The sequence below is a fragment of the Pseudomonas muyukensis genome (assembly GCF_019139535.1).
Taxonomy (GTDB): Bacteria; Pseudomonadota; Gammaproteobacteria; order Pseudomonadales; family Pseudomonadaceae; genus Aquipseudomonas; species Aquipseudomonas muyukensis.
The window spans coordinates 1,109,058-1,132,502 of the sequence record NZ_CP077073.1 but is presented as its reverse complement, the minus strand read 5'-3'; the positions used below and the strand labels follow the sequence as shown (position 1 = coordinate 1,132,502).

The window sequence follows — 23,445 nt, the reverse complement described above, 5'->3', positions numbered from 1 at the left end:
GTACTGCGCTGCGCCAAAGGGCTGCGCTGAACTCGTAGGAGCGGCCTTGTGCCGCGAAAGGGCCGCGTAGCGGCCCCTCGGTCGTTCAACTAACGCGGATTACTTCTGCTTCACGCCTTCGACACTGATATCCAGGTCCAGGGTTTGCGAAGTCGGGCCTGGGCCCTTGATCCCGAAGTCGTTCAGGTTCAGCGTGGTCTTGGCGTTGAAGCCGGCGCGCTCGCCGCCCCACGGGTCCTTGCCCTCGCCGTTGAACACAGCCTTGAAGGTGACCGGCTTGGTCACGCCGTGCAGGGTCAGGTCACCGGTCACGTCGGCGGTCTTCTCACCGGTCGACTTGACGCTGGTGGAGACGAACTTGGCATCCGGGTACTTCTTCACATCGAGGAAGTCTTTACTGGCGATGTGCTTGTCACGCTCGGCGTGATTGGACCACAGGCTGGCAGTCTTCAGGTCGACGCTGATCTTGCTGGCCTCGGGCTTGGCGCTGTCCCAGGTGAAGTTGCCGTCGAAATCCTTGAAGGTGCCGTGGATGAAGCTGTAGCCCAGGTGGCTGATCTTCCAGTCCACGAAGGCGTGCTGGCCTTCCTTGTCGATCTTGTACTCGGCAGCCATGGCCTGGCCAGCAGAGATCAGAGCGGTACCGAGCGCCAGAGCGGCAAAAGTCTTTTTCAACATCCTTACTTCCTTCCTTTGCAATTGAGGTTGAGAGTCAAGCTTTGCGGCCCAGCATGCGGGTGAGGGTCGCGTCACGGTCGATGAAATGGTGCTTGATGGCGGCCAGGGCGTGCAGCACGGCGAAAATCACCAGGCCCCAGGCCAGCCACAAGTGGATGACGCCAGCGGTATCGGCCTGGTCAGGCAGGTCACTGACCAGCGCAGGCACCTCGAACAAGCCGAACACCGGGATGCCCACACCGTCGGCGGTGGAGATCAGGTAGCCCGCGGCCATGACCGCGAACAAGCCCAGGTACAGCGCCAGGTGCCCCAGCTTGGCGGCCAGGCGGGTGGCCTTGCCGTGGTTGGCCGGCGCCGGTGGCGGTGGGCTGATGAAACGCCACAGCACGCGCAGCACCATCACCGCCAACAACACCAGGCCAATGCTCTTGTGCAGATCAGGGCCGGACTTGCGCCATGGGTTGTAGTAGTCCAGGCCGACCATCCACAGCCCGAGGCCGAACAGGCCGAAGACTGCCAGCGCCACGCCCCAGTGCAGGATGATGCTGACCAAGCCATAGCGAGAAGATGAATTGCGCAGTTGCATGTTGGCGTATTTCCCCGTGAAAGCTGTGCACAAGACTAGCGGCTAACGTATCGAATAAAAGCGGAAAAAACTGCTTCGGATGATCGAGAAATCCGATATGAAGTCTGCAAGCTTCCCATTAAGGAAACATTAACGATAGACGCTCAAAGAGGAGATGCCAGGATCTGATCGCGAGGCCAGCCCGCCCCCACCTGTGGCCATGGGAGCGGGCTGGCCCGCGAGGGCCGCTATCGATCAGTTGGCCTTGGCCTGGGTGTTGACCACCGCTTTCTTGGCAGGCTCACCCTTGGCCGTGGCCTTTTTCACCGGTGCGGGCTTGGCCGCAGGTTTATGCACAGGCTTGGCCGCCGGTTTATGCGCGGCAGCAGGTTTGGCCGGCGCGACCTTGGCCGGTTGCTCCTTGGCCACCGGCGCCGGGGCTACGGGCGCAGGCGCCGCGGCAGGTGCCGGCGCGAGCTCTTCGGCCTTGGCGATCGGTGCGGCCTTGACCTCGGGCTTGTCGCTCGCGCCGAACAGACGCGAGAAGAAGCCCGGCTTGTCATCCTTGGCCGCTTCGGCTTTCGCCGCCTCGGCCTTGGCCGGCGCCTTGTCGGCAGAGCCGCCGAACAGCTTGGAGAAGAACCCGCCCTGGTCTTTCGCTGCTGCCGCCGCCGCTACCGGTGCGGCCTTGACCGGGTCGAACGACTTGCCCGCGGCCAGTTCCTGGACCTGCCCGGCGGCGCGCTGGCCACTGCGCAGGGCACCTTCGAGGGTACCGGGGTACAACGCATCGGTGTGCTCGCCGGCGAACGCGATGCGCTGCACCGGGCGCTCCCACAGGCGCCAGTACTTGCTGATCTGCCCTGGGCCGAAGGCCAGGTAGGCACCGCCCATGCCGGCGTCGGTGCTGTAGCGACGCACCTCGTAGCCGGTGAAGGCGCCCCGGGCCTGCGGGTAGAAGGCATGCAGGCGGATCAGCACCTGGTCGACCATCTGCTTGTCACCGAAGGCCTGCAACAGGCGAGCGTTGTCGCCAGACAGGTTGATCACCACGTTGGCCCCGCCCTTGAGCGCAGGCTCGATCCACAGCATGCCCAGGCCGGTGTTGCTGAAGATTTCACCGGACATCCGCGCACGGCTTTCCCACACAGGGTTCTTGAACTTGAGCATCAGCTGGTCGCGCCAGCCGTAGTTGGTGCCTTTGAGCGCCGCCAGGTGCTGGTTGTCCAGGCCCGGGGTCATCTGGATCTTGGCCAGCGCGCGTAGGGGCACGGCCATGACCAGGTAATCGGCCTGGTAGCCCACCGCGCCGACCTTGACGGTTACGCCATCCTTGTCCTGGACGATGGCGGTGACCGGCGAGCTGGTCTTGATGGTCTTCAACTGCTTGACGAAGGCCTGGGCCAGCACCGGGCTGCCGCCGGGCAGGCGCGCGGCGCGCAGGTCACGGTCGCTGACATTGCGGTAGACGCGGTTCTGCTGGGCGAAGTACAGCAGCGACAGGCGCGACGGCTCGTCATAGCGGGTACGGATCTGCTGGTTGACCAGCTGACGGGCGGTGGCGGGCAATTGCAGCTTGTCGAGCCAGGTGGAGACGTTCATCTGGTCGAGGGCGAACAAGGTGCTGTTGGCCGCCGGGTTGAGCGGGTCGTCGATCGAGCGGGCGAGGTCGTCGAGGGTCTTCTCGTAGCGCTTGAGCGCCTCGGCGGTGGCGGGCTGCTTGGCGGTCAGGTCGGCGGCGCTGAAGTACTCGCCGTCGATCAGGTAGCCGGGGGTCCGCACGAACTCCGGCGCCGGCAGGGTGGCAACCTTGAACTGCTGCAGATACCGGTTGAGCACCGGCTGGGTCTTGTCGTTGCCGATCCATTCGCTGGTGGCCAGGCCCGAACGCCCGCCCATGCCCGACTTGGCCTCCAGCAGGGTCACCTGCCAGCCCTTGCTCTGCAGCTCATAGGCCGCCGTCAGGCCCGCCAGGCCACCACCGACGACGATCGCCGTCTTGTCCTTGGCCAGCGCGGCACCGCTGGACACACCAATCAATACCAACGCGCACAGGCGCACCCAAGCAGCAGCCATGATGGCGAACTCCGGTTGTAGAACGACAGAAAAATCGGGGAAGAACGCCCCGGCAGAGATGCGTTAAGAATACGTCACCCTCGCAGACCCTGCCAGCGCAGTGACATCAAGTGCTTTTGGCAACTGGTAATTTTGCCAGTTGCCCACTCAGCGCTTGGCCAGCAATCTGGGCAAGGACTCAGCAGCATCGGACGCTTCTCCATGAGCCATACCGCGTACGCCTTGTCGCCAAGCCATGACTGGAACCGCTCGACGGGCTGGAAGATCTCGACGCAAGGGGATGTGCAATGGTCGCACTACCTGACAGCGCAGGATGAACGCGCCGTTCAGCTGACGCTTACCGGTGAATGCGACGTCACCATCGACTTCTGCCGCCCCGTGCACGATCTATCGCTGGATACGCAAATCTGCCGGTTTGGCAGGCAAGTCGTGCATGCCTACTGGCTGACCTTTTTTGACGGCGACAATGTCTTTGTCCCCAGCCCCACCCAGTTCGGCCACCACCTGCATGAACGCTCCAGCCCGCTGTGCAGCCTGACCCTCTCCACCGGCCCGCATTCGACCGTGCACCTGCGCGCCCTGCGATGGTCACCGCTGCGCCTGCACTGAGCGGTTGTCCTGCCCCCCGGCTTTGCTTAGGCTTACGCGGTCAAACTCGCCGTAACGCCAGGAGCAAAGCCCATGGGCCTCAACGATCAGTGGATGCAACGCGACCTCAAGGTCCTGTGGCACCCCTGCACCCAGATGAAAGACCACGAACAGCTGCCGCTGATCCCGATCAAACGCGGTAAAGGGGTCTGGCTCGAGGACTTCGAAGGCAAACGCTACCTGGACGCCGTCAGCTCCTGGTGGGTCAACGTGTTCGGCCACGCCAACCCGCGGATCAACCAGCGCATCAAGGACCAGGTCGACCAGCTCGAACATGTGATCCTCGCCGGTTTCAGCCACCAGCCGGCGATCGAACTGTCCGAGCGCCTGGTAGCGATGACGCCAGCCGGGCTGGAGCGGGTGTTCTACGCCGACAATGGCTCGTCGTGCATCGAAGTGGCGCTGAAGATGAGCTTCCACTACTGGCAGAACACGGGAAAGCCGCAGAAGAAGCGCTTCGTCACCCTGACCAACAGCTACCACGGCGAAACCATCGCCGCGATGTCGGTGGGTGATGTGCCGTTGTTCACCGAGACCTACAAGGCCCTGCTGCTGGACACCATCAAGGTGCCCAGCCCCGACTGCTACCACCGCCCTGAAGGCATGGGCTGGGAAGAACATTCGCGCAACCTGTTCGCCGCGATGGAACACACCCTGGCCGAACACCACGAGACCATTTCGGCGGTTATCGTCGAGCCGCTGATCCAGGGTGCCGGCGGCATGCGCATGTACCATCCGGTGTACCTCAAGCTGCTGCGCGAAGCCTGCGACCGCTACGACGTGCACCTGATCCATGACGAAATCGCCGTGGGCTTCGGCCGTACCGGCACGATGTTCGCCTGCGAACAGGCCGGCATCCGTCCGGACTTCCTGTGCCTGTCCAAGGCCCTGACCGGCGGTTACCTGCCGCTGGCGGCCTGCCTGACCACCGACAAGGTGTACCAGGCCTTCTACGACGACTACCCGACCCTGCGCGCCTTCCTCCATTCGCACAGCTACACCGGCAACCCGCTGGCCTGCGCCGCGGCGCTGGCGACCCTGGATATCTTCGCGCAAGACAACGTGATCGAGGCCAACCAGGCCCTGGCCGCGCGCATGGCCAGCGCCACCGCGCACCTGGCCGAGCACGCCCATGTCGCCGAGATCCGCCAGACCGGCATGGCCCTGGCCATCGAGATGGTCCAGGACAAGGCCAGCAAAGCCGCCTACCCATGGCAGGAGCGCCGCGGCCTGAAGGTCTTCGAGCACGCCCTGAGCCGTGGCGCGCTGTTGCGCCCACTGGGCAGCGTGGTGTACTTCCTGCCGCCCTACGTGATCACCCCCGAGCAGATCGATTTCCTCGCCGAGGTGGCCAGCGAAGGCATCGACATCGCCACCCGCGATAGCCTCAGCGTGGCGGTGCCGGCCAATTTCTACCCCGGCTTCCGCGACCCGGGCTAAACCCCATGCCTTTACGCCGTCCCCTGCAGGCGCGGCCTTCTGGCGCGCAAGGGCCGCGAAGCGGCCCCGGCAGGGACGATGCCCTCAACAGATTCCGAGTAGAACCATGAGACTGTCCCGCTTCTTCATCGACGCCCCACTCGGCCTGGGCGAGCACGACCTGCCCGAGGCCCAGGCCCACTACATCGGCCGCGTGCTGCGCATGGCCGCCGGCGACGCCGTGCAATTGTTCGACGGCAGCGGCCAGGAGTTCCTTGGCCAGCTGCTGGAGGTGGGCAAGAAAAGCGTGCGCGTGCAACTCGACCAGGCCTTGCCAGGCCTTGCCGAGTCGCCGCTGCATATCCACCTCGGCCAGGGCTTGTCCCGGGGCGAACGCATGGACTGGGCGATCCAGAAAGCCACCGAACTGGGTGCCAACCTGATCACCCCGATCGTCAGTGAACGCTGCGAGGTGCGCCTGAAGGACGAACGCGCCGACAAGCGTCTGGCCCACTGGCGCCAGGTGGCGATCAGCGCCTGTGAGCAATGCGGCCGCTCGACCTTGCCGGTGATCCAACCGCCGGTGACCCTGGCCGAATGGCTGAAAAGCACCGAGGCCGACCTCAAGCTGGTCTTGCATCCGGTGGCGGCGCCGCTGACCAGCCACGCGCAACCGGGCAACCTGGCGTTCCTGATCGGCCCCGAAGGCGGCCTCAGCGACGCCGAGGTCGAGCAGGCCAAGGCCGCTGGCTTCCATGCCGCGCGCCTTGGCCCCCGCGTGCTGCGCACCGAGACAGCCCCGGTGGTGGCGCTGTCGGTGGCACAGCAGCTTTGGGGAGATTTCTGACCCGCCAGCCACCTATGCCAGGGTTTGGCTGGGAATTTTCCGAAAAACTCATGCCAAACAGCCACTGGCAGTTTTGCCAGTAGCGCCCGGCAGGCCGCTCTCATAAGGTTTCCCGACTGTGGAAAACTTCCGGAAGGGGTGGCGATGAGGATCTTGACCCTGCTTGGGTTCCTGGCCGTTTGCGTGCTGGCCGGCCTGCTGTTTTTCGAGCGCAACACGCTGGCACTGGGGCCCGGGCCGGCCCCCTGCAAAGCGGACGCGCCCTGCCCTGAAGTGCAGACCCACGAGCAAAAGCTCGCGCTGTGCAAGGCCGCGATGAAGCAGCGCGGGCATGACGGCAAACCCAGGATGCACTTTGGCTTCTGCTACATCGACGCGCTGACCCCAGGGCTGCACGCGACGCTGCTCGCAGGTGCCCAGGCGCTCAGGCCGCCGCCGGTGCTGGAACAGTACGTCAGCCTGGCGCTGGCGGACTTCAACCGCGAGCACCCGGCTGCCGACCCGGCCACGCTCGACAGCACACGGCAAGCACTGATCGCCGAGTTCAACGTCCTCTGGCCCCTGATCAAGGCAGACCCCACCCCCGAAGCGCCTGCGCAAGGCGGTCACATCGTCCAGACCCTGCAGCGGTTCAATGAGCACTGGTGGAGCGAGCACGCCGAACGCTTCCATGACCACCTCAGAACCACCCAGCGCTTGTGCCAGAGCCACCCGAACAGCTGCGTGATGGGCGATTACAACTGACCTGGCCGCGAGGGGCCGGTCAGGATACGTAGAAAGACACCGCCACGAAGTGCATCAGGCTGCCAGCGATGACGAACAGGTGCCAGATGCCGTGGGCGTGGCGCAGGCGGCTGTCGAGGGCGAAGAAGATGATGCCCACGGTGTACAGCACTCCGCCACTGGCCAGCCAGACAAAGCCGGCAGTACCGAGCGAGTGCAGCAACGGCTTGACCGCCACCAGCACGATCCAGCCCATCACCGCGTAGATGACGATCGACAGGATCCGCGCCTCCGAGCGTGGTTTTATCTCCTGCAACATGCCGATCAGCGCCAGCCCCCAGACCACCCCGAACAGGCTCCAGCCCCAGGGCCCACGCAGGCTGACCAGGCAGAACGGGGTGTAGCTGCCGGCGATCAGCAGGTAGATCGACAGGTGGTCGAGCTTGCGCATGACCCGCTTCGCCCGGCCACGGGTGCTGTGGTAGAGGGTGGAGATGCTGTAGAGCAGCAGCAAGGTGGTGCCATAGATGGAAAAACTGACAATCTTCCAGGGATCGCCCTGCAACCCGGCCACGACGATCAGCCAGATCGCGCCGATACAGGCCAGGACCGCACCGACCAGGTGGGTCCAGGCATTGAAACGTTCACCGTAGTACATGCAAGCACAGACCTCCCGAGGCGCATGAGGTTCCTGAGGACGCGCAGAATGGCACCGGCGTAGCCGGTGTTCGCCGGCACCGCCGGCTCCAACGATCGAGCGACTGCGCCCGCTTCACTCGGCACATCCTAGCCTGCGACTGATTGCAGATCCGCGTCACGCACCAGCCGTTCCAGCGCCGCCAGGTCCGGGACCCGGGCCACCTGCTCGCCCACCTGCACCGCCGCCAGTTCCAACCCGGCCAGGGGCACATCCACGTAGTTGAGCTGGCTGTCGAGCTTGCACGAGCGCGGGATGCCCTGCAGCAACACCGCCAGGTAACGCAGCCCGGTATCGCCCAGGGCATTGAGCACGACGATACGCGCCCGCTCGCCGCAGAGGGTCTGCCCACCGCAGGCGGCCTCGAAACCGATCAACGGCAAGCGTTGCTGGCGCCAGTCTACCCAGCCCAGGTGCCACTGCGGCTCGCCCGCCTCGCAGGCAATGGCGCGATGGCCGATCAACTCGGCCACCGCCACGTTGGGCAGCACCAGGGTGCGGTCGCCCAGCGGCAATAACAAACCGATCAGGTTGCTGCGCTGGCCGGCGATATGTTCAAGCATGGTACTGGCTCCAGTGGGCGATGCTCTGCAGCAGCAACGACTCCTGGTACGGCTTGCCCAGGTACTCGTTGACACCGATGGCCATGGCCCGGTCGCGGTGCTTCTGGCCGGTGCGCGAGGTGATCATGATGATCGGCAACTGCTTCAAGCGCTCGTCACGGCGGATGCGCGTCGCCACCTCGAAACCATCCATGCGCGGCATCTCGATATCCAGCAGCAGCACATCGGGACGGTGCTCTTCGAGCAAGGCCATGGCATCCAGCCCATCCTTGGCCGTCAGCACGCTCATGCCGTGGCGTTCCAGCAAGCGGCTGGTGACCTTGCGCACGGTGACCGAGTCGTCCACCACCATCACCAGCAAGGGCCGCCGTGGCGCCGGGCCGGTCAACGCACGCTGGCTGTCGAGCGCGCCGGGCAGGCGCGCCAGGCGACGCTGCTGGCCACGCAACTGGCCGAGCAGGTCGAGAATCAGCACCACCCGGCCATCGCCGAGCAGGGTCGCGCCGGACAGCCCCGGTACCGCGGCGAACTGCGGCCCCAGGCTCTTTACCACGATCTCGCGGCTGGGCGACAGGCTGTCGACCTGGATGGCGAACGACTGCTCGTGGGAGTGGGTCAGCAGCACCGGCAAGGGCACGCTCTGGCCCAGCAGCTGCGGCTGGCCGCCACCTTGCAGCAGCTCGCCGAGGTAGCGCAGCGCGTAGTCGTGGCCGGCGTAGGTGTAGCGCGGCGGATCCAGCCGGTAGCAGGCCTCGAGCTCGGCCGGCGGCACGCGGACGATGCCTTCGATGGTGTTCAGCGGGATGGCGTACTGTTCGTCGTCGACGTGCACCATCAGCGCCCGGTTCACCGATACGGTGAACGGCAGGCGGATCAGGAAGCGCGCGCCCTTGCCGGGGCTGGACTCGATGCTCATCGAGCCGCCCAGTTGCTTGACCTCTTCGTGCACCACGTCCATGCCCAGGCCGCGCCCGGAGATCTGGGTGATCTTCTCGGCGGTGGAGAACCCCGGACGCAGGATGAACTGCAGGATCTCGTGGTCACTCAGACGCGCCAGCGGATCGAGCAGGCCACGCTTGATCGCCTTTTCGCGCACCGCCGTCAACGGCACCCCGGCACCGTCGTCGCTCATTTCGATGACGATGTCGGCGCCTTCGTGCAACAGGTTCAGGTGGATGGTGCCCAGCTCCGGCTTGCCTGCCGCCAGGCGCGCCTCGCGGGCCTCCAGGCCGTGGTCGACGGCGTTGCGCAGCATGTGCTCCAGGGGGGCGACCATGCGTTCGAGGACACTGCGGTCCAGTTCGCCCTCGGCGTTGCCGACCACCAGTTCGACCTGTTTGCCCAGCTCGCTGGCCACCTGCCGCACCACCCGCTGCAAGCGCGGCACCAGGCGCTCGAACGGCACCATCAGGGTGGCGGTCAGGCCTTCTTGCAACTGGCTGTTGACCCGGGCCTGCTGCTGCAGAAGGCTGTGCGCCTCCTGGGCGCGCTGGAGCAGGGTTTCCTTGAGGTCGAGCAGGTCCGAGGTGGACTCGAACAAGGCCCGCGACAATTGCTGCAACTGCGAATGGCGGTCCATCTCCAGCGGATCGAAGTCGTCGTAGGCGTCACCCTCGAACTGCTGGCGGCTGGAAATTCGTCCCTGGGTCTCGATATCCAGGCGCAACAGCTGGTCGCGCATGCGCTCCAGCGTGGTCTCCATTTCATTCAGGGCGAACTGGGCATCGTTGACCTGCTGCTCGATGCGCCCCCGGATCACCGAATGCTCACCGGCCAGGTTGCCCAGGTCGTCGAGCAACTCGGCGTCGACCTTGACCATGTCCCCGGCGCGTTCCGGCGCGGCGGCCGGCGCCTCGGCGGGGGCGGCCTCGGCTTGCGGCTGGGCGGCGGCGCTGTCGGTCAAGGCGGCGCTGGAGAAGTTGCGGATATAGTCGATCAGCGCCGTGGCGGTATGCAGGGGCTGGCCCAGGCGGGCGGCATCGAGCATGTGCGCCAGGCGGTCGTGGCAGTTCTGCAGCAGGCTGAACAGCGCCGGGGTCGGCGGCAGGCGCCCAGCGGCCAACAGTTCGTAGAGGAATTCCAGCTCGTGGGCCAGGTCGCCAATGGCGGCGATCTCGACCATGCGCGCGCCGCCCTTGAGGGTGTGCAGGTCGCGCAGCAGGTTTTCCACCTCCACCGTGCTGCGCGGGTCGGCCTGCCAACGCGCCAGCGACTCGGCGGCGCTCTCGACGATGTCCGAGCTTTCCTCGAGGAAGACCTCCAGCAGCTCCTTGTCGCCCTCGGCGCTCTGCTCATCGTCCGCCGCCTCGGGCCCCGGCGCGTGATGGCGAAACTCATGCAGCTCGCCAAGCAGCGCCACCGCCGACAGCGGGGCATGGCCCTCGCCCAGGCTGTGCAGCATGTCGGCCAGCGCGCCATGGCTGCGGCGCAGCAGCTCGAACAGCGCCGGGCTGGCGCCCAGGCGGCGGTCGACCAGGCCCTCGTAAAGCAATGCCAGTTCCTGGGCGAGCACTTCGATGGCGCCGATCGCGGCCATCTGCGCGCCGCCCTTGAGCGTCTGGATATCATGCTGCAGCGTGGACAGCGCCGAGACGCTGTCCGGGTCGTGCTGCCAATGCTGCAACGCCTGGTTGGCGCCATCGAGGATATCGCCGGCTTCCTCCAGGAACAGGTCGACCACCGCCGGGTCGGTCAGGTCGCCCAGCGGCGCCAGCGGGGTCACCCCCTGGGCACCGACCACGCCCATGGCGGTGGGGTCGAGGGCATCGTCAAGCAACCCATGCAAGGCCGCCAGGCATTCGGCGCGGGCGCTGAGGTCCTGGCCGGCGGCCACTTCGTCGAACAGGTCGAGCAAGGCCTCGTGGGCCTGCCGGGCCACCTCGAACATCCGCGGGGTCACCGCCAGGCTGCCCTCCTCCACCGCGCCGTACAGGTCGAGCAAGCCTTCGCAGATTTCATCCACCTGCCACAGTTCAGCCTGGTGCGCACCGTGGCCGAGGGTGGTCATTTCATCGAGCAGCATTTGCAGCTCATGGCGCTGCGCCGGCTGGGCCTGCCAGTTGGCCAGGCGGGTCTCGGCATCGAGCAGAATGTCCATGCCCAAGGTCAGGAAGCTGGCGATCATCTGCGGGTCGCGCCGCTGCCGACGCTGCGGATGGCCCTCGGCCTGGTGCTGGGCGAGCCGGGCGTCGACCACCTGGCCGACCTGCTCGATCAGCGCCGCGGCCCCCGCAATCGGCGCCAGCGGCGTGCTGCCCAGTTGCGCCAGGCCAAGGTGGAACAACGCCCGGGCGGCCTCCAGCAGCTCGGCCTCGACCACCTGCAAGGGCAACTGGTGGCCCTTGTATTCGCGTACCAGGCGGTCAAGGGCGGTGGCCAGCTCCGCCACCGGCATCACCCCAGCCATGGCGGCGCTGCCCTTGAGGGTGTGCAGCGCGCGCTGCAGGTCATCGCTGACCGGCGTGCCACGGGCGTCGACGCTGTGCAAGAAGGCGTCGAGCCCGGCCAGATGGCCCTGGGCCTCGTTGCGGAAGATCTCCAGCAACTGCGGGTCGAGGCCGTCGATACTGGCGCTGGGTGGCGCGTCGTTGAGCGCCAACGCATGCAGGTGGCCGGCCAGTTGTTCGATTTCGCGACTCGCCGGCATCTGCCCGGCGGCGAAGTCGGCCAGCAGGTCGGGCAGGCGCACGAACACCTGCTGCAATGCCACCAAGCCTTCGGGGCTAAGCAGGATGCGCCCTTCGAGCACTCGGTTGAGCAGGTGCTCGGCGCCCCAGGCCAGCTCCGCCAACGCCTCGGCATGCACCATGCGGCCGCTGCCCTTGAGCGTGTGCAGGGCGCGGCGCACCTCCACCAACGCCTCGCGCAGGTCGTTGTCGGCGCGCCAGCGCAACCAGTGCCGCTCGATCTCCGGCAGCAACTCACCCGCCTCTTCGAGGAACACCGCACGCAGCTCGTCGTCGATGCCGTCCGGCGCCGGGGCAGCAGCGGCCGCCTCGACCCGCTGGCACTGCACACCCAACGCGGCCAGGCTGGCATGGGCCATGTCGATGAAGCCCTGGGCATCGGCCAGCGGATCGGCCACCCGCCATTGCAGCCAGGCCTCAGCGGCACTCAGGGCGTCGGCCAGGTGCGCCAGCTCATCGGGCAGCGGTTCGTCTTCCAGGTGCACCAGCCAGCCCTGCACGTAACCGGCACAGGCACCGAACACTTCGCCGGCCACCGGCAGCATCAGCATCGCCAGGGCCCCGCGCACCTGCTGCAACAGGCCGGGCAAGGCTTGCAGGCGCTGACGCGACCAGTCCGATTCGAGGCAGTCGCCAATCAGGTCCTTGGCCTGTTGCAACACATTGAGCGATTCGTTGAGCACCAACTGGCGGATCTCGGCCAGGTCGGAGCCCGGCAGGTTGCCTGGGCTGGTTTCCTCCAGCGGGCCGACCATGCCATTGAGGGTGGCCTCCACGTACAACAGCGCCCCGGCGACGTCCATCAGCACCGCCTCGTCCACCGCGCCGTCCTGCTCGAGCAGGGCTTGCAGCGCCAGCACCTGGTCGACGATCACCCGCCGCGGCTGCTGGAAGCCCAGCACGGCCAAGGTGTCGGCGACATGCCGCAGCGGTGCGAGCAAGGCCTGCAACGGCTCCTGGGGCGGGCGCTCGCCGCCGACGAAGGGGTCGAGGCGGTCCTTGATGCGCATCAGGTCGTCACACAGCGCCATCACCACCGAGCGCAAGGCGTCACGACCGGGGCCGGCCTGCATGTGCTCGCGCCAGTTGCCCAGGGACAGGTCAAGGTCGGCCAGGTCCGCCGGCCCGGCGATGCGCTGGCCGAGTTCGCCGAGCAGGCTGGCCTGGGCCAACGGCTCGGCGCCGCGGCAGGTGCGCAACTGGTTGAGCAGCGGCAGCACCACCAGTGGCAGGTCGTGCCGCGCGCCGCGCAAGCGGTCCAGATACGGCGGCAACTGCTCGAGGCCGCGGAACAACGCCCCCAGGCAGTCGCCGCGCGGGCTCACCTGGCCATCGGCGATGGCCCGGGCCAACAGCTCGAGCTCTTCGGCCAGGCGCGTGGCCCCGGGCAGCTCGAGCATGCGCAGGCAGCCGTGCACCAGGTGCAGGTTGTCGACAAAGAACGCCAGCAACGACAAGTCGCCAGGCTCGCCGGAAAAACGCTCCAGGGCCTGGCGGGCCTGCCCCAGGCAGTCGAGGATCGGCGCCCGGGCCCAGGCCAGGGCGACCGTGTCGTGACGCGCGTGGTGCAGCGCGGTTACCGTCATGCCCGCGTCCTCACGAGCGCTCTGCCGGTTTTGGCAAGGTGAAACCAGACACCGAGCGGCGCATCTCGCTGGCCATGCGCGCCAGGTGACGGATGCTGTCGGCGGTGGCGCCGGAGCCGGCGGAAGTTTGCGCGGTGATCTGCTGGATCACCGCCATGGTGTGGGAAATCTGCCCGGCGGAAGAGGTTTGTAGCTGGGCGGCGTCGGAAATGCTGTGGATCAGTTCGGCCATGGTCTGCGACACGCCCTCGATCTCCGCCAGGGCCACCCCGGCGTCCTGGGCCAGGCGGGCGCCGCGCACCACCTCGGCGGTGGTCTGCTCCATGGAGATCACCGCCTCGTTGGTATCGGCCTGGATAGTGCGCACCAGCGCCTCGATCTGCCGGGTCGCCGAGGACGAGCGCTCGGCCAGCCGCTGCACCTCGTCGGCGACCACGGCGAAGCCGCGCCCGGCCTCGCCGGCCAGCGAGGCCTGGATCGCCGCGTTGAGGGCGAGGATGTTGGTCTGGTCGGCAATGTCGTCGATCAGGCTGACGATGTCACCGATCTCCTGGGACGACTCGCCCAGGCGCTTGATCCGCTTGGCGGTGTCCTGGATCTGCTCGCGAATGTTGTCCATGCCATGGATGGTGTTGTGCACCACCTCGTTGCCCTTGTTGGCGATGGCCACCGAACGCTCGGCCACCTTGGCCGATTCGTAGGCGTGGGCCGACACCCGGTCGATCGACTCGACCATGTCGCCCACGGCCTCGGAGGCTTCGCTGATCTGCTCGGCCTGGTGCTCCGACGCCTTGGCCAGCTGGCGCGCGGTGTTCTGTGTGTCCTGCACCGCGGCGGCCACCTGCTCGGCGCTGTGGTTGATGGTGGCGACCAGGTCACGCAACTGGTCGACCGAATAGTTGATCGAGTCGGCGATGGCGCCGGTGAAGTCCTCGGTGACCGACACGGTAACCGTGAGGTCGCCGTCGGCCAGTTCCTCGATCTCGTCGAGCAGGCGCATGATCGCCTGCTGGTTGCGTTCGTTCTTTTCTGCCGTGTCGCGCAACTGGCGGCTGGTGGCGCGCACCATCACCAGGCCGATGAGGATGATCGAGGCCAGCGCCAGCAGGCCCAGCACGTAGCCACCGACGGTGTCCAGGGTGCGCCCGCCGGCCAGGTTCTCGAAACCGTTGGCCAGGTGCGAGGCCTCGTCGAGCAGGGTTTGCGAGAGGCTGAAGATATTACTGGCGGCCTCGCGCACCCGGAACAGCTCCGGCGAGGTCTCGAGGATCTCGTCCACGGAGCCGGCGACGAACTGGAACAGCTCGGCGATCTCGGCCAGCCGCGCCCGGGCGTCGGCGTCCTCGACCCGGGTGACCTGCAGCGCCGGGTTGCCGGCGAGCATGCCCTCGAGCACCTGGCCGAAGCGGCTGGCGTCGCGGCCAAAGGCATCGGCGGCCTGCACCGAGGTTTCATCGCCGGCCAGCACGGTGTTGACCGAGCCCAGGATGCGTTCGGCCAGCAGCAACTGGCGCTGGGCCACCGCCACCTGGCTGGCCGGGGCGCCGCTCTGCAACAGGATCTCGACGACCTTCTCGTATTCCACCTGCAACTGCGGCACGGTCTCGGCCAGGGTCGCCGCCACCTGGTGCAACGACAGCACGGTCTGCTCGCTGGCGAGGATGGTGTCGGTGTTCTTGCGCAGGTTTTCCCAATCCTGGCGTACCGCGTCCATCTCGTCGCGCACCGCCGCTGGCGCGGCCGGCAGGCCAGTGGCCTGGTCACCTTCGCGCAAATAGCGCCAGCGCCGCTCGAAGTCGTTGCGTGCATCGCTCAGCAGGCGAAACGCCAGGGCCTTGCCCGCCGCCGCCTCGGTGGCGTTCTTGGCGATGCGCTGCGACAGCACGCGCAGCTCGCCGGCATGGCCGATGTACTGCTTGTCGTGGTTGGCCTGGGTGTTGAGGTAGGCGAAATTGGCGAACAGCAGGACGATCGACAGGATCAGCACCACGAACAGCACGCTGATCTGCGCCGTGCTGCGCGGGCGCTGGGCCACGGCGGCCGGAGACACGGCGGCGGGGATGCTGGCGGTGGGAACAGGCTGGCTCACGGAAAAGTCCTCTACAACGCCACATCGAGAAAGCCCGGCGCCTGGGCCAGGGCGAACGGGCTGAAGATCGCCCAATTGCGTTCACGGGAAAAATGCCCCTGCACGAAGGCGGCGGCGGCGCGTATCAGCGGCTGCGGCGGCGACAGTTCGAGGCTGCTCAGGGCAAAGTGCTGCAGGCCCACGACCTCGTCCACCAGCAGCCCGGCGAACAGCTCTTCGTGGTCCAGCACCAGCACCCGGCGCTGCTTGCCGGCAGCGGCTGGGCCGAGGCCGAAGAACGCGCACAGGTCCATCACCGGTAACAATCGCCCGCGCAGGTTGGCCACCCCGCGGACCCAGGGTTGTACCCCCGGCACCCGGCTGCTGCGCGGCTCGCGCAGCACCTCGGCGACCTCGCCCATGGGCGCCACGAACCACTGGCCGGCGACGCGAAAACCAATGCCGCTCCACTGTTGCAGGCGCATGTCCTGGGGCGGCTGATCGGCCACCAGCAGGCGGCAGCGCCGGTCGATGTCCAGCAGCAGCTCGAAGGCGGTCAATGACGCGCCCTGAGGGCGGGTGGTCAAGCGCCGAGCACTTCTTTGAGCTTGGCCAGCAAGGCGTCTTCCTCCACCGGTTTGGTCAGGAAATCACGGGCGCCCTGGCGCGTGGCCCAGATGCGGTCGGTTTCCTGGTCCTTGGTGGTCACCACGATCACCGGGATGGCGCTGGTCTCCAGGTCCTTGCTCAACTGGCGGGTGGCCTGGAAGCCGTTCATGCCGGGCATGACGATATCCATCAGCACCGCATCGGGCTTCTCCTGGCGAGCCAGGGCCACGCCGTCGGCACCGTTGCTGGCCTTGAGCACCTGGTGGCCGTGCTTTTCGAGCCATTCGGTCAAGCGGTACATCTCTGTCGGCGAGTCGTCGACAATCAGAACTCGGGCCATGCTGTTTCCCCATCAGGAAATAAAGGCGCCGCCCGGCGTGGGCGGCGTCAGGGTGCGTGTGAATCCTGCGCGACGAAACCGGGCACGCAGGCACGGATCGCGTCGAGCAGCTCTTCCTTGCTGAATGGTTTGGTCAGGAACTGGTCGGAGCCGACCACCCGGCCACGGGCCTTGTCGAACAAGCCATCGCGGGAAGAGAGCAGGATCACCGGGGTGTCCTTGAATGCGTTGTTGTGCTTGATGATGGCGCAGGTCTGGTAACCGTCAAGGCGCGGCATCAGCACATCGACGAAGATGATCCGGGGCTTGTGGTCGACGATCTTGGCCAGGGCGTCGAAGCCGTCGCTGGCGGTGATCACCTCGCAGCCGGCCTCGCCGAGCAACATCTGCGCGGTGCGGCGGATCGTGCGGGAATCGTCGATCACCATCACCTTCAGGGGTTGTTCCATCACTTGGGCTACCGTCGCTGATAATGCCGAAAGACTGGGGCCGCTGCGCGCCCCTTTCGCGACACAAGGCCGCTCCTACAAGAGACCGCGATCCCCTGTAGGAGCGGCCTTGTGTTGCGAAAGGGCTGCGCAGCTGCCCCAAAGGCCTGCTGTACAGCGCTATGACTGGCATTTTTAGCATACTCCGGGTAGCCATTCCATCTGCCCCGCCCCTTGACCCGCAGCCTTCACGGCGCCACCCTGAGCCACTTTTCTTTCGTGCCATCGCGGCCATCGCCGCCAAGAGGAATTACCCCATGAGCGTTCGCCTCGGGATTGTCATGGACCCCATCGCGTCCATCGCCTACAAAAAGGACAGCTCGCTGGCCATGCTGCTGGCCGCCCAAGCGCGCGGCTGGAGCCTGTTCTACATGGAGCAGCGCGACCTGTACCAGGGCGAAGGCAAGGCCCGCGCGCGGATGCGCCCGCTGAGGGTGTTCGCCGACCCGACCCGCTGGTTCGAGCTGGGCGAGGAGCAGGACAGCCTGCTGAACGACCTGGACGTGATCCTGATGCGCAAGGATCCGCCCTTCGACATGGAGTTCGTCTACAGCACCTACCTGCTGGAGCAGGCCGAGGCCGAAGGCGTGCTGGTGGTCAACCGCCCGCAGAGCCTGCGCGACTGCAACGAGAAGCTGTTCGCCACCTTGTTCCCGCAGTGCACCCCGCCGACCCTGGTCAGCCGCCGTGCGGACATCATCCGCGAGTTCGCCGCCAAGCACGGCGATGTGATCCTCAAGCCGCTGGATGGCATGGGCGGCACCTCGATCTTCCGTCACCGCGCCGGCGACCCCAACCTGTCGGTGATTCTCGAGACCCTGACCGCCCTCGGCGCCCAGCAGATCATGGCCCAGGCCTACCTGCCGGCGATCAAGGACGGCGACAAGCGCATCCTGATGATCGACGGCGAGCCGGTGGACTACTGCCTGGCGCGTATCCCGGCCAGCGGCGAGACCCGTGGCAACCTGGCCGCCGGCGGGCGTGGCGAGGCCCGCCCGCTGAGCGAGCGCGACCGCTGGATCGCCGCCCAGGTTGGCCCGACCCTGCGCGAAAAGGGCCTGCTGTTCGTTGGCCTGGACGTGATCGGCGAGCACCTCACCGAGATCAACGTCACCAGCCCGACCTGCATCCGCGAGATCGACGCGGCCTACAACACCAACATTGGCGGCCAGTTGATGGATGCCATTGATCGCAAGCTGCAGGCGCGCTGACCGAGGACAGGTGGCAAAGCCGCGCAGTGGGGTATGATGCCGGTCCTTCTCGACTGAACCGCTACCCCGCCTCGCGGTTGCTGGATACCCGATGACGTTGCCCGCCGACATCCCCGCCGACCTGCTGCCACCGCGCATTCGCCCGGTGGACCGGCTCGGCTTCACCCTGTTCCTGGCTGCCGTGGTGCACCTGGCGTTGATCCTTGGCGTGGGCTTCACGGTGGTCAAGCCGGCCGATATCCGTCACACCATGGACATCACCCTGGCCACCTTCAAGAGCGAGAAAGCGCCAGAGAAGGCTGACTTCCAGGCCCAGGACAACCAGCAGGGCAGCGGCACCCTGGACAAGAAGGCGCTGCCCAAGACCACCGAGGCCGCGCCGTTCCAGGACAGCAAGATCAACAAGATCACCCCGCCCCCGGCCGCCCGTCCGCAAACGCCGCCAGCGCCCGCCAAGTCGGTGGTCGCCACCCAGGCGCCGAAACCGCAGAAGGTCGAGCCCAGGCCGAAGGAAAGCAAACCGCAACCCAAGCCCGAGACCAAGGCGCCGGCCTTCGACAGCTCGCAGCTGTCCAGCCAGATCGCCAGCCTCGAGGCCGAGCTGTCCCACGAACAGCAGCTGTATGCCAAGCGCCCGCGCATCCATCGCCTGAACGCCGCCTCGACCATGCGCGACAAGGGCGCCTGGTACAAGGAAGAGTGGCGCAAGAAGGTCGAGCGCATCGGCAACCTCAACTACCCCGAAGAGGCCCGGCGCCAACAGATGTACGGCAGCTTGCGGATGATGGTATCGATCAACCGCGACGGCTCGCTGTACGAAGTTTTGGTGCTGGAGTCCTCCGGCCAGCCGGTGCTGGACCAGGCGGCCCAGCGCATCGTGCGCCTGGCAGCGCCGTTCGCGCCGTTCACCGGTGACCTGGCCGAGTTCGACCGGCTAGAGATCATCCGCACCTGGCGCTTTGCCCGGGGTGACAAGCTGTCGAGCAATTGACGGGCAGGTGAAGGGTCTGGATCTTGCGGTGGCGCGCACATCGAGCGCCGCCCGCGCGGCGCATCGCGGATGAATCCGCTCCTACATCTTTTGCAACGTACCGATGCCTGAAAGGCCATGGCCGACCGCCTTGTTGGCACGACACGACTTCTCGGTGTGCGCTACCCCCGTTCCGTCGCCTGTAGGAGCGGATGCATCCGCGATGCGCCGCATAAGCGGCGCTCGAACACCTTGTCAGCCTTGCCACCTGGCGCCACACTAGCGTTCATGAAGACCCTCGCCCCCAGCTACCTCAAGCACCAGTTCCTGATCGCCATGCCGCACATGGCCGACCCGAACTTTGCCCAGACCCTCACCTACATCGTCGAGCACAACGCCAACGGCGCCATGGGCCTGGTGGTCAACCGCCCGCAGGAGCTGAATCTGGGCGACATCCTCGAGCAGTTGCGCCCGGACCAGGAGCCACCGGCCAGCACCCTGCACATCCCGATCTACCAGGGCGGCCCGGTGCAGACCGACCGCGGCTTCGTACTGCACAGCAACGACTGCAGCTACCAGGCCACGGTCGAGCTCGAGGGCCTGTCACTGTCCACCTCGCAGGACGTGCTGTTCGCCATCGCCGCCGGTACCGGCCCGCGCCAGAGCCTGATCACCCTGGGCTATGCCGGCTGGGAAGCCGGGCAACTGGAGGCGGAGCTGGCCGACAACGCCTGGCTCAACTGCCCATTCGACGCCGACATCCTGTTCGCCATGGCCAGCGAAATGCGCCTGGCCCAGGCCGCGAAGAGCCTGGGCATCAACCTGAGCCTGCTGACCAGCCAGGCAGGGCACGCCTGATGGCCGAACTGCGCCTGTTGCTGGGCTTTGACTACGGCACCCGGCAGATCGGCGTCGCCGTCGGCCAGGTCATCACCGGCCAGGCCCGCGAGCTGTGCACGCTCAAGGCCCAGAACGGCGTGCCGGACTGGAACCAGGTGGAAAAACTGATCAAGGAATGGAAACCCGACGCCATCGTCGTCGGCCTGCCGCTGAACATGGACGGCACGCCCAGCGAGATGAGCGAGCGCGCCGAGAAATTCGCCCGCCGCCTGCATGGCCGCTACAACCTGCCGGTGCACACCCATGACGAACGCCTGACCACCTTCGAGGCCAAGGGCGAGCAAATGGCTCGGGGCGGGCGCCACGGCAGCTATCGCGACAACCCGGTCGACGCCATCGCCGCGGCCCTGCTGCTGCAAGGCTGGCTGGAGGCCAACACTTAAATCCGCTTTGCCGCCGGCGGCCTGCCGGCGCCCGCCTTCCCGAGGAGCACGCAATGAGCCTACCCAATCCCGCCGAGCTGATCCGGCAGATGGCCGTCGACCTTCGCGCCCACCTGGCCCGCCGCGCCATCGCCGAGCCACGCTTCATCGGCATCCGCACCGGCGGCGTGTGGGTGGCCCAGGCGCTGCAGGCCGAACTCGGCGAGCAGGGCCCGCTGGGCACCCTGGACGTGTCCTTCTACCGCGACGACTTCAGCCAGAACGGCCTGCACCCGCAGGTGCGCCCATCAGAGCTGCCGTTCGAGATCGAAGGCCAGCACCTGGTGCTGGTGGACGACGTACTGATGAGCGGCCGTACCATCCGCGCCGCCCTCAACGAACTGTTCGACTATGGCCGCCCGGCCAGCGTGACCTTGGTCTGCCTGCTCGACCTGGATGCCGGCGAACTGCCGATTCGCCCCAACGTGCTGGGCGCCACCCTGTCCCTGGCGGCCCATGAACGGGTAAAATTGACCGGACCCACGCCGCTCGCCCTCGAGCGCCAGGACCTCGCATTTGCATCCGCCCTTTAAGAGTCCCCCGCGATGACGCCATTCGACGCCAAGCGCCCGCTGCAGCTCAATGATCAGGGCCAGCTACGCCATTTTCTCTCGCTCGACGGTTTGCCCCGCGAACTGCTCACCGAGATCCTCGACACCGCCGACTCGTTCCTCGAAGTCGGTGCCCGGGCCGTGAAGAAAGTCCCGTTGCTGCGCGGCAAGACCGTGTGCAACGTGTTCTTCGAGAACTCCACCCGCACCCGCACCACCTTCGAGCTGGCCGCCCAGCGCCTGTCGGCCGACGTGATCAGCCTGAACGTGTCGACTTCCTCGACCAGCAAGGGCGAGACCCTGTTCGACACCCTGCGCAACCTCGAGGCCATGGCCGCCGACATGTTCGTGGTGCGCCATTCCGACTCCGGTGCCGCGCACTTCATCGCCGAGCACGTCTGCCCGGACGTCGCGGTGATCAACGGCGGCGATGGCCGCCATGCGCACCCGACCCAGGGCATGCTCGACATGCTGACCATTCGTCGGCACAAGGGCAGCTTCGAGAACCTGTCGGTAGCCATCGTCGGCGACATCCTGCACTCGCGCGTGGCCCGCTCCGACATGCTCGCGCTCAAGGCCCTGGGTTGCCCGGACATTCGCGTGATCGGCCCGAAAACCTTGATTCCGATCGGCATCGAGCAATACGGCGTGAAGGTCTACACCGACCTCGCCGAAGGCCTGAAGGACGTCGACGTGGTGATCATGCTGCGCCTGCAGCGCGAACGCATGGCCGGCGGCCTGCTGCCCAGCGAGGGCGAGTTCTACCGCCTGTTCGGCCTGACCACCGCGCGCCTGGCCGGGGCCAAGCCTGACGCCATCGTCATGCACCCAGGGCCGATCAACCGCGGCGTCGAGATCGAGTCGGCGGTGGCCGACGGCAAGCATTCGGTGATCCTCAACCAGGTCACCTACGGCATCGCCGTGCGCATGGCCGTGCTGTCCATGGCCATGAGCGGGCAGAACGCGCAACGTCAATTCGAGCAGGAGAACGCCCAGTGACCATCAGCATCATCGGCGCCCGGGTCATCGATCCTGCCAGCGGCCTGGACCAGGTCACCGACCTGCACCTGGACGGCGGGCGCATTGTCGCCATCGGCGCAGCCCCGGCCGGCTTCAGCGCCAGCCGCGTGATCCAGGCCGACGGCCTGGTGGCCGCCCCGGGCCTGGTCGACCTCGGCGTGTCGCTGCGCGAACCGGGCTACAGCCGCAAGGGCAGCATCGCCAGCGAGACCCGCGCCGCGGTCGCCGGCGGCGTCACCAGCCTGTGCTGCCCGCCGCAGACCAAGCCGGTGCTGGACACCTCGGCGGTGGCCGAGCTGATCCTCGACCGCGCCCGCGAAGCGGCCAACAGCAAGGTCTACCCGATCGGCGCCCTGACCAAGGGCCTGGACGGCGAGCAACTGGCCGAACTGGTGGCCCTGCGCGACACCGGCTGCGTGGCCTTCGGCAACGGCCTCAAGGAGATCCCCAACCACCGGACCCTGGCCCGTGCGCTGGAGTACGCGGCCACCTTCGACCTGACCGTGGTGTTCCACTCCCAGGACCGCGACCTGGCCCAGGGCGGCCTGGCCCACGAAGGCCCGATGGCCAGCTTCCTCGGCCTGCCCGGCATCCCCGAGACCGCCGAGACCGTGGCCCTGGCCCGCAACCTGCTGCTGGTCGAGCAGACCGGCGTGCGCGCCCACTTCACCCAGATCACCAGCGCCCGCGGTGCCCGGCTGATCGCCCAGGCCCAGCAACTGGGGCTGCCGGTGACCGCCGACGTGGCGTTGTACCAGCTGATCCTCACCGATGAGGCCCTGCGCGACTTCTCAAGCCTGTACCACGTGCAGCCGCCGCTGCGCACCGCCGCCGACCGCGACGGCCTGCGCGAAGCGGTGAAGTCGGGGGTGATCCAGGCCATCTCCAGCCACCACCAGCCCCACGAGCGCGACGCCAAGCTGGCGCCGTTCGGCGCCACCGAGCCCGGTATCAGCAGCGTCGAGCTGCTGCTGCCGCTGGCCATGACCTTGGTCGAGGACGGCCTGCTCGACCTGCCGACCTTGCTCGCGCGCCTGGCCAGCGGCCCAGCGCAAGCCCTGCGCCTGCCAGCCGGCGAGTTGAAGGTCGGTGGCGCGGCGGACCTGGTGCTGTTCGATGCCAAGGCCTCGACCGTGGCCGGCGAGCAGTGGTTCTCCCGCGGCCAGAACTGCCCGTTCATCGGCCACTGCCTGCCGGGCGCGGTGCGTTATACCTTGGTCGATGGGCACGTCTGCCACGAGGCCTGAGCAAGCTCACAGCTCGCTCTTGTAGAAGCGGCCTTGTGTCGCGAAAGGGCCGCGTAGCGGCCCCCGGATCTCGGCATCATGCGGAAATCGCCGGGGCCGCTCTGCGGCCCTTTCGCGACGCAAGGCCGCTC

21 protein-coding genes are annotated in these 23,445 nt (G+C 66.9%); 11 read left to right on the top strand and 10 right to left on the bottom strand.

The genetic code is table 11. From position 1 onward, the window contains the following. Positions 1-99: 99 nt before the first annotated feature. From KSS95_RS05130 to KSS95_RS05120, 3 genes are all read right to left on the bottom strand, one after another. Positions 100-678 carry a YceI family protein gene (locus tag KSS95_RS05130; protein ID WP_203648287.1) on the bottom strand — a complete coding sequence of 193 codons (579 nt, stop codon included), beginning with the start codon at positions 676-678 and terminating at the stop codon, positions 100-102. A gap of 34 nt (positions 679-712) precedes the next feature. Beyond that, positions 713-1,264 (bottom strand): cytochrome b, encoded by a 552-nt coding sequence (locus tag KSS95_RS05125; protein WP_217852209.1) that lies wholly within the window; start codon positions 1,262-1,264, stop codon positions 713-715. Positions 1,265-1,498: 234 nt separating this feature from the next. Further along, positions 1,499-3,319, bottom strand: a complete 1,821-nt coding sequence (locus KSS95_RS05120) for a flavin monoamine oxidase family protein (protein WP_217852207.1) — start codon at positions 3,317-3,319, stop codon at positions 1,499-1,501. 201 nt (positions 3,320-3,520) lie between these two features. Between KSS95_RS05120 and KSS95_RS05115 the strand changes: the two genes are divergently transcribed. The 4 genes from KSS95_RS05115 (at position 3,521) to KSS95_RS05100 (ending at position 6,977) form a co-directional block, all read left to right on the top strand. Then, positions 3,521-3,928, top strand: a complete 408-nt coding sequence (locus KSS95_RS05115; protein ID WP_217852205.1) for a hypothetical protein — start codon at positions 3,521-3,523, stop codon at positions 3,926-3,928. A gap of 72 nt (positions 3,929-4,000) precedes the next feature. Next, positions 4,001-5,407 carry an adenosylmethionine--8-amino-7-oxononanoate transaminase gene (locus tag KSS95_RS05110; protein WP_217852203.1) on the top strand — a complete coding sequence of 469 codons (1,407 nt, stop codon included), beginning with the start codon at positions 4,001-4,003 and terminating at the stop codon, positions 5,405-5,407. A gap of 106 nt (positions 5,408-5,513) precedes the next feature. Beyond that, complete coding sequence (locus tag KSS95_RS05105; RefSeq protein WP_217852201.1) at positions 5,514-6,233, top strand: 16S rRNA (uracil(1498)-N(3))-methyltransferase; 720 nt, start codon at positions 5,514-5,516, stop codon at positions 6,231-6,233. Positions 6,234-6,377: 144 nt separating this feature from the next. Next, the gene (locus KSS95_RS05100; RefSeq protein WP_217852199.1) at positions 6,378-6,977 is read left to right on the top strand and encodes a hypothetical protein; all 600 of its coding nucleotides are present in this window, start codon (positions 6,378-6,380) and stop codon (positions 6,975-6,977) included. A gap of 19 nt (positions 6,978-6,996) precedes the next feature. Here KSS95_RS05100 and trhA read toward each other — a convergent pair whose 3' ends face one another. The 7 genes from trhA to pilG form a co-directional block, all read right to left on the bottom strand. Further along, positions 6,997-7,614 carry a PAQR family membrane homeostasis protein TrhA gene (trhA, locus tag KSS95_RS05095; RefSeq protein WP_217852197.1) on the bottom strand — a complete coding sequence of 206 codons (618 nt, stop codon included), beginning with the start codon at positions 7,612-7,614 and terminating at the stop codon, positions 6,997-6,999. A gap of 128 nt (positions 7,615-7,742) precedes the next feature. Beyond that, positions 7,743-8,216, bottom strand: coding sequence for a chemotaxis protein CheW (locus tag KSS95_RS05090; protein ID WP_217852196.1), 474 nt, complete (start codon positions 8,214-8,216; stop codon positions 7,743-7,745). Then, a complete protein-coding gene (locus KSS95_RS05085; protein WP_217852194.1) occupies positions 8,209-13,488 on the bottom strand; it encodes a hybrid sensor histidine kinase/response regulator in 5,280 nt (1,759 codons plus the stop codon). Before KSS95_RS05085 ends, KSS95_RS05090 begins: the two co-directional genes overlap by 8 nt. Before the next feature lie 10 nt (positions 13,489-13,498). Beyond that, complete coding sequence (locus KSS95_RS05080) at positions 13,499-15,538, bottom strand: methyl-accepting chemotaxis protein (RefSeq protein WP_217853935.1); 2,040 nt, start codon at positions 15,536-15,538, stop codon at positions 13,499-13,501. A gap of 50 nt (positions 15,539-15,588) precedes the next feature. Continuing rightward, positions 15,589-16,143, bottom strand: a complete 555-nt coding sequence (locus tag KSS95_RS05075; protein WP_217852192.1) for a chemotaxis protein CheW — start codon at positions 16,141-16,143, stop codon at positions 15,589-15,591. Next, positions 16,140-16,505: a twitching motility response regulator PilH gene (gene pilH, locus KSS95_RS05070; protein WP_217852190.1), complete on the bottom strand. Its 366-nt coding sequence runs from the start codon at positions 16,503-16,505 to the stop codon at positions 16,140-16,142. The genes KSS95_RS05075 and pilH overlap by 4 nt, the downstream gene beginning before the upstream one ends. A gap of 47 nt (positions 16,506-16,552) precedes the next feature. Further along, on the bottom strand, positions 16,553-16,954 hold the full coding sequence (gene pilG / locus KSS95_RS05065) for a twitching motility response regulator PilG (RefSeq protein ID WP_217852188.1): 402 nt from the start codon (positions 16,952-16,954) through the stop codon (positions 16,553-16,555). 296 nt (positions 16,955-17,250) lie between these two features. On the opposite strand from pilG, the gene gshB reads away from it, so the two are divergent. The 7 genes from gshB to KSS95_RS05030 all read left to right on the top strand — a co-directional run bounded on the left by gshB (position 17,251) and on the right by KSS95_RS05030 (position 23,314). Further along, positions 17,251-18,204 carry a glutathione synthase gene (gshB, locus tag KSS95_RS05060; protein ID WP_217852186.1) on the top strand — a complete coding sequence of 318 codons (954 nt, stop codon included), beginning with the start codon at positions 17,251-17,253 and terminating at the stop codon, positions 18,202-18,204. 91 nt (positions 18,205-18,295) lie between these two features. Next, a complete protein-coding gene (locus KSS95_RS05055; RefSeq protein ID WP_217852183.1) occupies positions 18,296-19,195 on the top strand; it encodes an energy transducer TonB in 900 nt (299 codons plus the stop codon). A gap of 267 nt (positions 19,196-19,462) precedes the next feature. Continuing rightward, a complete protein-coding gene (locus KSS95_RS05050) occupies positions 19,463-20,032 on the top strand; it encodes a YqgE/AlgH family protein (RefSeq protein WP_217852181.1) in 570 nt (189 codons plus the stop codon). After that, entirely contained in the window at positions 20,032-20,457 is a 426-nt protein-coding gene (gene ruvX, locus KSS95_RS05045; protein WP_028688357.1) for a Holliday junction resolvase RuvX, read from the top strand. Before KSS95_RS05050 ends, ruvX begins: the two co-directional genes overlap by 1 nt. A 53-nt stretch (positions 20,458-20,510) precedes the next feature. Continuing rightward, complete coding sequence (pyrR, locus tag KSS95_RS05040) at positions 20,511-21,029, top strand: bifunctional pyr operon transcriptional regulator/uracil phosphoribosyltransferase PyrR (RefSeq protein ID WP_217852179.1); 519 nt, start codon at positions 20,511-20,513, stop codon at positions 21,027-21,029. 12 nt (positions 21,030-21,041) lie between these two features. After that, on the top strand, positions 21,042-22,046 hold the full coding sequence (locus tag KSS95_RS05035) for an aspartate carbamoyltransferase catalytic subunit (RefSeq protein ID WP_038706925.1): 1,005 nt from the start codon (positions 21,042-21,044) through the stop codon (positions 22,044-22,046). Further along, a complete protein-coding gene (locus KSS95_RS05030) occupies positions 22,043-23,314 on the top strand; it encodes a dihydroorotase (protein ID WP_217852177.1) in 1,272 nt (423 codons plus the stop codon). The genes KSS95_RS05035 and KSS95_RS05030 overlap by 4 nt, the downstream gene beginning before the upstream one ends. Positions 23,315-23,445: the final 131 nt, after the last annotated feature.